At 66.7% G+C, this 12,806-nt stretch carries 12 protein-coding genes; 9 read left to right on the forward strand and 3 right to left on the reverse strand.

The window, feature by feature from the left end; all coding sequences use genetic code 11:
• Positions 1 to 78 precede the first annotated feature (78 nt).
• From era to MLE18_RS10830, 4 genes are all read left to right on the forward strand, one after another.
• Positions 79 to 996 carry a GTPase Era gene (gene era / locus MLE18_RS10815; RefSeq protein WP_243438815.1) on the forward strand — a complete coding sequence of 306 codons (918 nt, stop codon included), beginning with the start codon at positions 79 to 81 and terminating at the stop codon, positions 994 to 996.
• Positions 997 to 1,190: 194 nt separating this feature from the next.
• A complete protein-coding gene (hisG, locus tag MLE18_RS10820; RefSeq protein ID WP_243438816.1) occupies positions 1,191 to 2,069 on the forward strand; it encodes an ATP phosphoribosyltransferase in 879 nt (292 codons plus the stop codon).
• 64 nt (positions 2,070 to 2,133) lie between these two features.
• A complete protein-coding gene (locus tag MLE18_RS10825; protein ID WP_243438817.1) occupies positions 2,134 to 3,864 on the forward strand; it encodes a glycosyltransferase family 39 protein in 1,731 nt (576 codons plus the stop codon).
• A gap of 940 nt (positions 3,865 to 4,804) precedes the next feature.
• Positions 4,805 to 5,479 carry a trimeric intracellular cation channel family protein gene (locus tag MLE18_RS10830; protein WP_243438818.1) on the forward strand — a complete coding sequence of 225 codons (675 nt, stop codon included), beginning with the start codon at positions 4,805 to 4,807 and terminating at the stop codon, positions 5,477 to 5,479.
• Between the two features lie 42 nt (positions 5,480 to 5,521).
• On the opposite strand, the gene MLE18_RS10835 is transcribed toward MLE18_RS10830, so the two are convergent.
• A complete protein-coding gene (locus tag MLE18_RS10835) occupies positions 5,522 to 6,352 on the reverse strand; it encodes a sugar phosphate isomerase/epimerase family protein (protein WP_243438819.1) in 831 nt (276 codons plus the stop codon).
• Positions 6,353 to 6,426: 74 nt separating this feature from the next.
• Between MLE18_RS10835 and trxC the strand changes: the two genes are divergently transcribed.
• Together trxC and MLE18_RS10845 are read left to right on the forward strand one after the other, a co-directional pair.
• Positions 6,427 to 6,861: a thioredoxin TrxC gene (gene trxC, locus MLE18_RS10840; RefSeq protein ID WP_243438820.1), complete on the forward strand. Its 435-nt coding sequence runs from the start codon at positions 6,427 to 6,429 to the stop codon at positions 6,859 to 6,861.
• 246 nt (positions 6,862 to 7,107) lie between these two features.
• Complete coding sequence (locus MLE18_RS10845) at positions 7,108 to 9,609, forward strand: PocR ligand-binding domain-containing protein (protein ID WP_243438821.1); 2,502 nt, start codon at positions 7,108 to 7,110, stop codon at positions 9,607 to 9,609.
• Between the two features lie 80 nt (positions 9,610 to 9,689).
• On the opposite strand, the gene MLE18_RS10850 is transcribed toward MLE18_RS10845, so the two are convergent.
• Positions 9,690 to 10,196 carry a Spy/CpxP family protein refolding chaperone gene (locus tag MLE18_RS10850; protein ID WP_243438822.1) on the reverse strand — a complete coding sequence of 169 codons (507 nt, stop codon included), beginning with the start codon at positions 10,194 to 10,196 and terminating at the stop codon, positions 9,690 to 9,692.
• A gap of 166 nt (positions 10,197 to 10,362) precedes the next feature.
• On the opposite strand from MLE18_RS10850, the gene MLE18_RS10855 reads away from it, so the two are divergent.
• The 3 genes from MLE18_RS10855 (at position 10,363) to MLE18_RS10865 (ending at position 11,544) form a co-directional block, all read left to right on the forward strand.
• Complete coding sequence (locus tag MLE18_RS10855) at positions 10,363 to 10,824, forward strand: DUF3124 domain-containing protein (protein WP_243438823.1); 462 nt, start codon at positions 10,363 to 10,365, stop codon at positions 10,822 to 10,824.
• An 87-nt stretch (positions 10,825 to 10,911) separates the two neighbouring features.
• Positions 10,912 to 11,250 carry a hypothetical protein gene (locus MLE18_RS10860; RefSeq protein WP_243438824.1) on the forward strand — a complete coding sequence of 113 codons (339 nt, stop codon included), beginning with the start codon at positions 10,912 to 10,914 and terminating at the stop codon, positions 11,248 to 11,250.
• A 48-nt stretch (positions 11,251 to 11,298) separates the two neighbouring features.
• The gene (locus tag MLE18_RS10865; protein WP_243438825.1) at positions 11,299 to 11,544 is read left to right on the forward strand and encodes a hypothetical protein; all 246 of its coding nucleotides are present in this window, start codon (positions 11,299 to 11,301) and stop codon (positions 11,542 to 11,544) included.
• A 129-nt stretch (positions 11,545 to 11,673) separates the two neighbouring features.
• Here MLE18_RS10865 and MLE18_RS10870 read toward each other — a convergent pair whose 3' ends face one another.
• Complete coding sequence (locus tag MLE18_RS10870; RefSeq protein ID WP_243438826.1) at positions 11,674 to 12,798, reverse strand: HD domain-containing phosphohydrolase; 1,125 nt, start codon at positions 12,796 to 12,798, stop codon at positions 11,674 to 11,676.
• Positions 12,799 to 12,806: the final 8 nt, after the last annotated feature.

Raw genomic sequence — 12,806 nt, forward strand, 5'->3', positions numbered from 1 at the left:
CTATAGCCATCGTCAACCGCTAAGGCAAGGGGGCGCGGGCTCCCGGCAACCCCTTTTCATGTATATGGAGCAAGAAACATGAGCGCCCACCGCTTCGGCTACGTCGTCCTGATCGGACCCCCCAATGCGGGCAAGTCCACGTTATTGAACGCCCTTCTCGGGCAGAAGCTGGCCATCGTCAGCCCCAAACCCCAGACCACCCGCAACCAGCTTGCTGGCATCCTGACCACTGACGACGCCCAGATCGTCCTGCTGGACACCCCCGGCGTGCACATCCCGCGCGGCTCGCGCCTGAACAGCCGCCTGGTGGAGGCGGCCTGGCAGTCCCTGGCGCAGGCCCAGGCCATCGTGGTGGTGCTCGACGCCGCGCACCACGCCCGCAAGCCCGACGTGCTGGAGAGCGACCTGAAGATGCTCTCCCGCCCGGTGGAGCGCTCCGGCCTGCCCGTGATCGTGGCGCTCAACAAGACCGACGCCGTCTCGGACAAGGGCCTGCTGCTGCCGGTGATCTCCCGCGTGGCTGAGCAGTGGCCCGGCGCGGAGGTGGTGCCGGTGTCCGCGCTCAAGAAGCAGGGCCTGGACGGCCTGATCGGCCTGATGACGGCCCGCCTGCCCGAGGGCGACGCCATGTACGCCGACGACGAGCTGACCACCGCGCCCATGCGCTTCCTGGCCTCGGAGATCATCCGGGAGAAGCTCTTCCTGCAGCTCTCGCAGGAGCTGCCCTACAACACGGCCGTGGCCATCGAGCACTGGAAGGACACCCCCAAGGGCGCGCGCGTCTCCGCCGTGATCTACGTCGCCAAGGACCGCCACAAGGGCATGGTCATCGGCAAGGGCGGCAAGGTGCTCAAGGACGTGGGCTCCCAGGCCCGGCAGGAGATCATGGAGCTCACCGGCAGGCCCGTGCACCTGGAGCTGTGGGTCAAGGTGCGCGAGGACTGGACCGAGGACGACCACTTCATGAACGAACTGGGAGAGGACCTGGGATCGTAACGCGCCCGCGGCCCGTCGTACCCCCCGGACGGCATGTGCCGCCGGGGCCACGGCGGCCTTTCCGCCGTGACGCAAACGTCACCTGCGAAGGCCCCGCAAGGCTTGCCAACAGCCGCGATCCCGGCTACCAACGCTGCTTCGGACGTATTTACGTCCGTATGCCGCCTTTTCCAGATCCACATCAGGAGACCCGCATGTCCGCCCCCAAGCTTAAACTGGGCATTCCTAAAGGCTCCCTCCAGGAAGCCACCATCAAACTGTTCGAGAAGTCCGGCTGGAAGATCAAAGAACACCACCGGAACTACTTCCCCGAGATAGACGACGACGAGATCACCTGCTCCATGTGCCGCGCGCAGGAAATGTCGCGCTACGTGGAGAGCGGCCTGCTGGATTGCGGCCTCACCGGCAAGGACTGGATCCTCGAGAACCAGTCCGACGTGGTGGTCGTCACCGACCTGATCTACTCCAAGGTCAGCTCGCGCCCGGCGCGCTGGGTGCTGGCCGTGGCCGGCGACTCCCCCTTCCGCCGCCCCGAGGACCTGCAGGGCAAGCGCATCGCCACCGAGCTGGTGGGCTACACCACCCGCTACTTCGCCCAGGCTGGGGTTGACGTGGAGGTCCAGTTCTCCTGGGGCGCCACCGAGGCCAAGGTGGTCGAGGGCCTGGCCGACGCCATCGTGGAGGTCACCGAGACCGGCACCACCATCAAGGCCCACGGCCTGCGCATCATCGCCGAGGTGTTGGTGACCAACACCCAGTTCATCGCCAACAAGGAAGCCTGGGCCGACCCCTGGAAGCGCGCCAAGATCGAGAACATGATCATGATGCTCCAGGGCGCGCTGCGCGCCGAGAAGCTGGTGGGCCTGAAGATGAACGTGCCCCTGGCCGCCAAGGAGGCCGTGCTGGCCCAGCTGCCCAGCCTGAACTCGCCCACCGTGTCCCACCTGCTGGATTCCGACTGGCTCTCCGTGGAGATCGTGGTGGCCGAGAACGTGGTGCGCGACCTGATCCCCAAGCTCAAGCAGGCCGGCGCCGAAGGCATCATCGAGTATTCGCTGAACAAGGTCGTCTAGGTTCCGTACCGTGCCGCACCAACTGAACGCTCCCTGCACTCCCGTATGCAGGGAGCGTTTTTGTTTGGCCCTGGTCCTGGCCGCCGCGGCGCTCATCCGGCTGTGGCAGTTCGACACGCCCTCGCTGTGGTTCGACGAGGCCCTGGTGGCCATGGTCGCCAAGCTGCCCGTGGACTCGGTGATCCGCCGGGCCCTGATGACCGACTTCCACCCTCCCGCCTACTACCTCCTGACCAAGCTCATGCTGGCCGTGGGCGACGACGACGCGGTGCTGCGCGCGCCCTCCCTCATTTTCGGGCTGGGCGGGGTATGGCTGGCCTGGTGGACGGGCCGCAGCCTCTGGAACGCGCGGATAGGCCTGTCCATGGCGGCTGTCGTGGCCGTGCTCCCATGGCACGTGCTGCTGTCGAGGCAGCTCAGGCCCTATGCGATCATCTTCTTTTTCTCCCTGCTGGCGTTCTCCTTCACCTGCCGCTACGCCCGCGAAAAACGAACCCGCGACGCCGCCTGGGCCGCCCTGGCCCTGTGGCCGCCGCTGCTGCTCAACCACGGGGCGCTCCTGTGCGCGGGCGGGGCCGGGCTCGCGCTGCTCGCCGCCTCCATCGGGCGGGCGAAGCGCCTGTTGAACGTCCTGGCCTTCGGGCTGCTCTGCCTGGTGCCCGTGGCCGCGAACCTTCCGTTCCTGCTGGCCTCCCTCGGGCACGAGCGGGGCCTGGAGCAGCCCGCCGACAGGGGACAGCTCGCCCTGACCTGCCTCGTCAAACTGTCGGAGCTGCTCTTCCGGGAGAACATCGCCTGGGCGCGCCTGGCTCTGGCCGCCTCCGCCCTCGCGGGGTTGGCCCTGCTCCTGCGCCGGGACCGCCCCCTGGCCCAAGCGTCCGCCATCTGGCTGGCCGCGCCCCTGGCGGCCCTGGTGGTGGTGGGGTACGGCTCCTACTTCAACCCCTGGCACCTCATCTTCCTGCTCCCCGTGGCCGCCGTGTGGCTGGGCTGGACCCTGAGCCTGCTCCCCGGCCCGCTGCCGCCGCTCGCCTTGTGCTTCGCAACGGCCTGGCTGTACCTGGGCTTCGGCGCCCCGGCCTACTACCAGGAGCAGAGCTACACCGGCACGGCCAAGGCGGCCGCGCGCCTCCTGGCCGGCAGCGGTTTCCCCGGGAAGGTCTACGTCTACCCCGAGGCCGGGGTGGTCAGCCCCATCAACTGGTATCTCGACCGCTTCAGCGACCCCAACCCGCTACGCGCCCAGCGCCTGACGCCGCGGGACGCCACGGCCTGCGTCAACGTCCCCGGCCAGGGCACTGGCTGCGCCCCGCTGGCGCGGACGCCCGTGCAGGAGCTCGGCACCCTCCCGGCCCGGCATTGGCTCACGGCGCGCCCGGCGGACCTGCTCTCCAAGGTGTCGTCCCTTGAAAACCTGGCCTGCATGCCCGTGCTCGAGGACATCCTGGTCGCCACCCAGCCCGGCGTCACCGGCTTCGCAGAGTTCCAGTACCGCAACGCGGACCCCCGCGGCCAGATCGTCACGGTTCATTTCGGCTTCTCCAACCGGCTGTCGGGCAACCGCTTCACCGTGCGATGCCGCTTCGACGACGAACCGTGGGTCGCCGCCTTTGAGAGCACCGGCCCGGACCCGCGCGGGTTCGACAAGCTGGTTCTGGAGCGGCGCGCCCCCTACCGGATGCTCACCGTGCGTTTCGAGTTGCGGCGCACCGGCCACGACCCCAGCCATACCGGGGAAGACCTGGAGGCCGTCCGCATGACCGACTTCAAGGTGGAAGCCGACCAAGCCCCCTGAATAATCAGCGGTTTCCATCGGTTGCCCTTCCATGTCCCAAAATTAATAATTTTGAGGCCATTTCCTCTTGCCATCGCCACGGCAATGACTATTTTCTGTAATCAGAAGTGAGAGGATGCGGCGCCAGCCAACCCCGAACAGGAGAACGCCGACACTGCCGCACCTCGAGCCGGGGCCAAGGCCCCAAAGCCGTCGGGCGGAGAACGCCCCCGGCCGGGCCCATCCAGCCCGACCGGCTCGGGCGCCCAAGGGCCCGAACCGAACGGCGGCAAGACGCGGCACTGGAGACAGGCAACAGGGCAACCAACCGGATTCCGCTTCGGGCGGGATCAAGCCGGACAGCGTGAGCCTCGAATATTCGCCCCCAACGAGTCGAGGCGACAGCAGCAGGTCCGGGTGGTTCGAATGGACGGCACTGGAATCAGGCAACTGCGTAAACAAAAGCCCCAAGCCGCGATCGGCGGGGCAGGCCGGTAAAAAGCCCTCCACGGCCCAAGCGGGAGAGGGCGGCGAGGTCCCAAGAGGACCCCTACCGGCCAGGTTTTTCGGACAGGCTCTGAGTCAGGTAAACGAGCAACCAAGCGCGCCCAGTCCATGTGGGCTGGCGTGCCGGACGAAAAAGCCTCCAAAGGCCGCCTGCAGGCGATTCCCGGAGGCCCGAGCGACCAAACGTCCGAGATGGTTTTCGAAACCCTGGAGACAGGCAACCGGGCAACCGAACCCACAACAAAACACTCCGGCTCACGCATCATGCGTCAGCCCCGTCTGAGCCCCCCTCCCGCGCGGAGGGGGGCTTCTTTTTTCACCCCGGCCCAGCCTGCCGGTGAAAATGCCCGCATCCGCCCCTCGCCCCGCAAGTGGGCCGGCCCGGCCTGAAACTCCCGCTGGCGCGGTCCACCGACCCCTTTGCCTGACCCCGGTTTCGTTGTATCGGGCCTCCATGGACGCACAGCCATTCCAGCTCCCCATCTTCCTGGACCTCTCCGCCGTGTTCCTCATGGCCCTCACGGGCGTGATCGAGGCCATCCGCCGCGAGTTCGACATCATCGGCCTGTGCGTGCTGGCCCTGGCCACGGGCGTGGGCGGAGCGCTCATCCGCGACGGGGTGTTCCTGCATGCGGGCGTGCCCGCCGTGCTCTCGGACGACCGCTACCTCATGGTGGTGGCGGCCGCGGCCGTGTTGGGCGTGGCCTTCGGCACCCGGGCGGTGCTCTCAGAGCGGCTGATCGCCTGGGTGGACGCGGCCGCGCTGGGGGCCTACGCCGTGGTGGGGGTCGAGAAGTCACTCGCCCTGGGCCTGGGCTTCGCCCCGGCCGTGCTGGTGGGCGTGGTCAACTCCTGCGGCGGCGGCGTGCTGCGCGACCTGTTCACGGGCGAGCGCCCCATGGTCTTCAAACCCGGGCAGTTCTACGCCTTCGCCGCGCTCATCGGCTGCCTGGTCTACATCCCTCTGCGCCTGCACACCGCCGCGCCCCCGCTGCTGGCCGCCCTGGCCGCCATCGTGGTCACCTTCGGGCTGCGCGTGCTGGCCATCACCCGGAACTGGACCACCGCGCCCGTGGGGGAACGGGGGCTGCTCAGCATGAAGCGCAAGACGCGCCGCAAGAAGCGCTGACGCATCCGCCAACGGAATGGGCGTGCCCAGGTCGCGGATTCCTCACGCTCCCAGCGGCTCCGGGGCGCTCACGCCAAGGCGGTCGAAATAGCCTGGCCTTTCGGCCACGTAGCGCATGGAGGCCTTGTAGGCGTCCTGGGTGTGGGGCTCGAAGGTGACGGTGGGCTCCAGGCCGCGCGCCTCCAGCCAGGGGAATACGGTTTCCCAGGGGATGGAGCCCTGGCCCAGGCCCTTGTGCTGGTCCGTGGAGCCGTCGTTGTCGTGCAGATGCAGATGGGAGAGCCTGGGCGCGAAGCCCTCCAGCCACTCCAGCAGGTTGCCCCGCCCCTGCCCGCCCGCGAAGCTGTACCAGTGGCCCACGTCCAGGCAGATGCCCACATTGCGCCCGCGCCCGGCCAGGGCCTCCACCAGCCGGGCCACCATCCAGGGTTCGGGCTCGAAGGTGTTCTCCAGGTACAGGGGCGGGTGGTCCGGCCAGGCGTCCATCACGGCCTCCCAGGTCTCCACGGAGCGCTCCAGCCATTGGTCGTAGGTGCGCATGTAGAGCAGGTGGTCGTACTTCACGTGGCCCACCAGGTGCGCGGGCCGGTAGATGCGCGCGGTCTGCATGGCGCGGACGAGCCTGTCCCGGCTGGCGGCGCGGATCATGGCGTCGGCGCTGCCGGGCTGCAGGTCGAAGAAGGGCAGGTGCAGCGAAGGGGTCAGGCCCTGGGCGTCCAGCCGCTCGGCCAGTGCCTGGTGCCAGCCCTCCCCGGCGCGGTCCATGAGCACGGGGTCCAGTCCCAGTTCGGGGTTCACGCCGCGCGCGAGGAACTCCGTAAGCAACTGCGGATCGCGGTGCGCGGCGCGCAGCGTGAGGTTGACGAAAAACATGGCGTCTCCTGTCGACAATCTGCTAAAAGCGTCTATTATTTCCTTTTCCAGGCCAATACAACAAGGAGCCGCACATGTCCGATACGCGCCGCGTCCCATGCCCGCACTGCCACACCAAGAACCGCGTCATCCCCGGCAAGGAGCTTTCGGCCGTGTGCGGCAAGTGCTCCAAGCCCCTGTTCCCCGGCAGATCCGTGGAACTCACGGAGGCCACCTTCCCCAAGCACGTTCTCGAATCCGACGTGCCCGTGCTGGTGGACTTCTGGGCGCCCTGGTGCGGCCCGTGCAAGATGATGGCGAACGCCTTCGAGGAGGTGGCCCGCCGCCTGGAGCCTGAAATCCGCGCCGCCAAGGTCAACACCGAGACGGAACAGGTGCTGGCTGGACAGATGGGCATCCGCAGCATTCCCACTTTGATACTGTTCAAGAACGGCCGCGCCGTGGACTCCATCTCCGGAGCCCTGGACGCCAACAACCTTGAAAGCTGGGCCAGATCCCGCGCCATGTAGACCATCCTCCCCGGGGCGCCGGCCGGCGCCCCGCCCCCGCGCCATCCATACCGCGAAAGTAGCCTTTGCATTTGTTCTTGCCCTGAAATTGGGAAGGGGTGTAACTTCCAAGCAAAGAAAACAAATCAGGACGCCCGCTTCTCCCGCGCGGGCGCGTTTCGGCTCAGTGCGTCCGCGTCTGCCACGACGCTTCCGCCCAAACCGGGCGCAACACTTCCGCTCCCGTCGGAATGCGAGCGCAAGGACATGCACAACGGCCAGTCAGGCACCTGCGAATTCGAGCTTTCCAGCCTCTTCGACATGGAGGAGCTGCAGGCCATGCAGGACGCCTTCGCCCTCGCTACGGGCGTGGCCTCCGTTGTCACTGATACCCGCGGCACCCCCCTCACCAGGCCGAGCAACTTCTGCAGGCTCTGCAAAGACATCATCCGCAAGACTGAAACAGGCCGGCTGAACTGCTTCAAGTCCGACTCCGTGCTGGGCCGGTTCAACCCGGTGGGCCCAACCGTGCGCCGCTGCCTGAGCAGCGGGCTCTGGGACGCGGGAGCCTGCATCGTGGTGGGCGGCATGCACGTGGCCAACTGGCTGATCGGACAGGTGCGGGTGGACATGGCCGACGACGAATCCATACTCGCCTACGCCGACGCCATCGGAGCCGACAGGGACGCCTACCGCGAGGCCCTCTTCGAGGTGCCCATCATGCCCATGGAGCGGTTCCAGGCCGTCGCCAGGGCCCTGTACCTCATCGCCAACAAGCTGGCCGAATCCGCCTACCAGAACCTTCGCCAGGCCCAAATCATCCGGGAGAAAAGCGCCGCCGAAAGGTCCTTGCGCGCCAGCGAGGGCCGCTTCCGGCGGCTGCTTGAGATGGCACCCTTGCCCATCTCCATCTGCGGTCCGGATGGAAGCGTCGAATACCTCAACGAGAAATTCCTGAGCACCTTCGGCTACACCATCGATGACATTCCGCATCTGGACGACTGGTGGCCCCTGGCCTACCCCGACCCGGCTTACCGAGCCTATGTGCACGAAAGCTGGCGGAGCAGGATGACCCTCGCGCATATCCCCCCCAAGCCGTTCGAGGTGACATGCAAGGACGGCTCGATTCGCCACGTGGAGATATCGGGAGCCAACATCGGCGAGAACATCCTGATCCTCTTCCGGGACGTCACCGAACAGCACCTGGCCGCACTCAAGCAGCGCGAGAGCGAGGAGAGTCTCCAGACCATCTTCGACTCCGTGAGCGAGTGCATCTTCGTGCACGACACCGGCTCCGGCGCCCTGTTGGACGTCAACCAGCGGGCCTGCGAGACCTACGGCTACTCCCGCGAGGAACTGCTCGCGCTGGACGTGGGCCAGCTCAGCTCCGGCGAACCGCCCTATGACCAGCGCCATGCCTTGGCGGTGATGCGCAAGGCCACCAAGGGCCAGACCCAGACCCTGGAATGGCGCGCGCGCAAGCGCTCGGGCGAGCTTTTCTGGATGGAGGTCTCCTGCCGGATAGCCCGCTTCGGCCAGCAGGACCGCCTGATCGTCTCCGGACGCGACATCTCCGACCGAAGACAGGCCCAGGAGGCCATGCTGCGGGAGAAGGCATTCTCCGAGGCCGTCATGGACAGCATTCCGGGGCTTCTCTACGTCTACGACGACCAGGGCCGCCTGGTGCGCTGGAACAGGAAGCACTCCGAGCTCACCGGCTACTCGGACGAGGAGCTGGCCCGCATGACCCTCTTCGACTGGTACAAGGACGACCCAGAAGAGATCGCGAACATCACCGCCGCCGTGGCGCGCATCCCCGTGGACGGCTACTCCGAGGCCGAGGGCAACCTGCAGTGCAAGGACGGCTCCAAGAGGCTCTTCCTGTTCACCGCCGTGCCGCTGACCATGGAAGGCAAGAACTACTTCACCGGCATCGGCATCGACATCACCGAACGCAAGCGCATGAACGAGCTCATGGTCCAGACCGAGAAGATGATGAGCATCGGCGGGCTGGCAGCGGGAATGGCTCATGAGATCAACAACCCGCTCTCGGCCATCCTGCAGAGCGCCCAGGTGCTCAGGATGCGCCTCTTCTCCGAAACTTCGGCCAACATCGCCGCCGCCGAGGCCACCGGCTGCGCCATGGCTCCCCTGCGGGACTACCTGGAGAAGCGCAGCATCCCCCGGATGCTCGAAGGCATCGAGGAAGCCGGGCGCAGGGCCGCGCGCATCGTGGCCCACATGCTGGAGTTCAGCCGCAAGGCCGAGTCCTCCAAGTCTCCGGTGCCCGTGGGCGAACTGTTCGCCAAGGCCGTGGAGTTCTGCTCCAACGACTACGACCTGAAGAAAAAGTACGACTTCCGCAAGATCAGCATCCACACCGACATCGAAGAGGGCCTGCCTCCCGTGCCCTGCACCTCCACCCAGATCGAGCAAGTGCTCATGAACCTGCTCAGGAACGCCGCCCAGGCCATGAACGCGGCACGGGAGAACGGTCGCGAGCCACGCATCGACCTCCGGGCGCACAGGGAAGGGGATGGCGTCGTGCTGGAGGTGGCCGACAACGGCCCGGGCATGCCCGAAGCCGTTCGCAAGCGCGTGTTCGAGCCTTTCTTCACCACCAAGGGCACGGGCGAAGGCACGGGCCTGGGGCTTTCGGTCTCCTATTTCATCATCGTGGACAACCACAAGGGCAGCATCGAGGTGGACTCGGCCCCCGGGGCGGGCACCCGCTTCGCCATCCGCCTCCCCCTGCACCCCACGGGCTGAAAGCCGCGCCGGAAAGTAAAAAAAGAACCCCGCCGGGAGGTGTCGCCCGGCGGGGTCTTGCTTGTTGCCGCCTCAGCCGATCAGGACTTCAGGGTCTGGTCGATCCACTCGTCGAGCTTCCTGCCCTTGTCCTGGAAACTATCCTTGAACTTGTCTTTGCGCTCCTGCTTGAGCTGGGCCAGCTTGACCTTCTGCTCCTGGGTGAGCACCCCGTCGATTCGGGCCTTGACCTTGCCCGCGTGCACCGCAAGCTCCTCCCCGGCCTTGGACACGACCTGGGCGGCCTTGCGCACCGCGGTCTCGTCGCCGGGGGCGGAATCCATCACGGCGTGCATGCCGTCCATGGCCTTGCGCATGGATTCGCGCAGGGCCTTGCCCTGTTCGCGGCTTTCCTTGAGGATCTGGGCCACGGAGCGCTTCTGCTCCGCGGAGAGGCCAAGCTCCTCCGACATCTTGATTATGCCGCGCCCGCCGTCGTGCATGAAGCCTCCGCCCGGATGCGGCGGCATCTGCGGGGCGTCCTGCGCCGCGTAGGCCGACACGGCCAGCGCGGCCACGACCGCCAGTGCTGCTGCGAAATGTTTCATTGCGATAACCTCCGAGAGTGATTCGATGCGAACGCGTTCGATGTGATAGTGCCCTCCAGCCCGGGATCGGTTACATCGCACTTCCACGTTGCATGGACCCGCCCGGGAACGCTATTGAATCCGTGCCCGGCGTCGGAAGCCGCCATCACAACGGCAAGGAGGCCCCATGCTGCCCACGGCCCTTCGCACACTTCTCTGCGCACTCCTGCTCGCGGCGCTGGCGCACGCCCCGGCCCGCGCCCAGACGCCGGCCGCCCAGGCCATCTACGTGCCCTGCTACTCCCACATCTACCACGGCATGAAGAACCTGCCACTGGACCTGACGGTAACGCTCTCCATCCGCAACACGGACCCCGAGCGCCCCCTCCGGCTCGTCTCCGTGGACTACTACGACACCAACGGCGGGCTTGTGCGCTCCTACCTGACGGAAAAGGCGACGCTCGGCCCCATGATGACCTGGGAGGCCATCGTGGCCGAGCGGGACCGCTCCGGGGGATCCGGAGCCAACTTCCTGGTGCGCTGGGAGGCCGACGCCCCGGTGAGCCAACCCCTGGCCGAGGCCGTGATGATCGGCACCAGCTCACAGCAAGGCATCTCGTTCTCTTCCCGCGGGGTGCCGGTGCGCTGAGGCTCCGCCGGGGATGTTGCTTTCCGCGGGCGCACGTGTATTCATGCCTTGTCGGGCCCTGTCAGGCGCCCAAGGAGGAAAAATCCCATGCGTACTCTGTCGCTCTGCGCGCTGCTGACGGTGCTTGCCGCCACCGCCGGCTGCCTGGCCACGACCCCCCTGACCATCTCCGAATTCAGGGGCAACTGCTACCAGACCAGCACGGGCCGATTCAGCGACTGCGACTCCATTCAGGTATGCGAGGCCTACGCCACCATGCTCGAAGCCGAGGTGGCCAACCAGGAATCCTGCATGGCCGGATGCCAGAAATCCTACGCCATCCTCACACGGCAGTACGCCTACGGTGGCTGCGGCCCGGTTGTGGACGCCGGGAACGACTGGTGCGTCCGCTTCTGCCGCACCAACTACCCGCCGTCCGGTAAATGACGGCCCGGCAAGGCTATCACACCCAACGCGCAACCCTGGAGGTTCCATATGGAATGGATCGATAAAGTGAAGGGTTTCTTCGCGGGAGAAAGGAGGGACCTGACAGACCCCGAAATCCGCAAAGAGGCATTCTTCCTGCTGTCCGAGATCTACGGCATCGCCCGCTGGGACGAATTCGCCATGACGGTGCGCCAGACCATCATCACCCGCCACCCGGTGCAGAAACCCTCCTTCGCGGAGATGGAGGCGGAGATGAGAGAGGTTCACAAACTCTTCGAGCCCTGGCTGAACTGATCGCCCTAACCCGGACGCGCCTGCCCGCCGGGGTGCGCCCCGCCTTTCCACGCTCTAAAGAACCGGGAGCGGACGCCAGTGCGCGTCGCGGCTCCCGGCTTTCTCGCCTTCCGGGCCGGGTCTGCCCCTCTATTCTTTGCCGCGCCGGGGCACCAGAACGTTGACCGGCTCCTGAATGGACCGCGTCCTGGAAAGGCTCGTCAGCCTCCCCAGCATGTAGCCGCTCAGCTCCAGTCCTTTGGCCAGCACCAGCACACCTTCCGGCGTGCGCGCGTCCTGCGCGAGGATCATGCCCGGCTCCAGCCCCGAAAGCGGCACCTGGAGCAGTTCGTACCCTTCCTGGCGCAGCACGGTGCGCTCGAAGGCCAGGAACACGTCCTCTCCGTAAGCCTGCCTCCCTTTGGAAAGCTCCGCCGCAGCCTCGTCGCGGGCCATGCCGCGCTGGAGCAGGTCGTCGAAGTCCTGGGCCAGTTTGAGCAGCCTGGCCCCAAGCGGGGGGGTCCGCTCCTGGCAGAGCCCGCTGGTCTGGCAGGCGATGATCTGGCTCACCTCCTCCATGCGCGGGATGTTCGAAACCAGGCTCACGGCAATGCTTATGCGCATGTCGTAGATCTGCTGCTCCTCGGGGCTCAGCTTCTCGCCCGCGTACTTGCGGTGCAGGATGTCTTCCGGGATGGACACGCACCCGATCTGCGAGAGCATGGCCGCCAGTTCGTACTTCCAGGCCCCGCTCAGGCCCAGCTCCGCCACGGTCTCGGTGACGGTGCGCTTGATGCGCTCGCCGCGGCCGAAGGCCTCCGGGTTCACCAGGGAGAGTATCTCGGTGAGTATCTTGATGGAGCCGCGCAGCGTGCCGCGCAGCAGCTCCTTTTCGGCGGTCACCAGCCTGTGCTGCTCCACGCAGGCGTCCAGGGTGCGGATCAGGACTTCGGTTGAGCAGGGCTTGGTCAGGAAGCGGAAGACGTGCCCCTCGTTGATGGCCGCGATGGCCGAGTCCACGTCGGCGTAGCCGGTGAGCATCACGCGCACCGTGTTGGGTGAGCTCTCCCCGATGAGCGAGAGCAGCTTGATGCCGTTCATGCGCGGCATCTTGAAGTCGGAGACAACCACCGCGAAAGGGCCCTCCTCGGCCGCCATGCGCAGGGCCTCCTCCGGGCCCAGGGCGGTGTGCACGTCGAATTGCCTGCGCAGGGTCAGGCGGAAGGTGTTGAGGATCTGCTGGTCGTCGTCCACGAACAGGACTCTGGCTGCCATCGGCTCCC

The sequence above is a fragment of the Fundidesulfovibrio soli genome (assembly GCF_022808695.1).
Taxonomy (GTDB): domain Bacteria; phylum Desulfobacterota; class Desulfovibrionia; order Desulfovibrionales; family Desulfovibrionaceae; genus Fundidesulfovibrio; species Fundidesulfovibrio soli.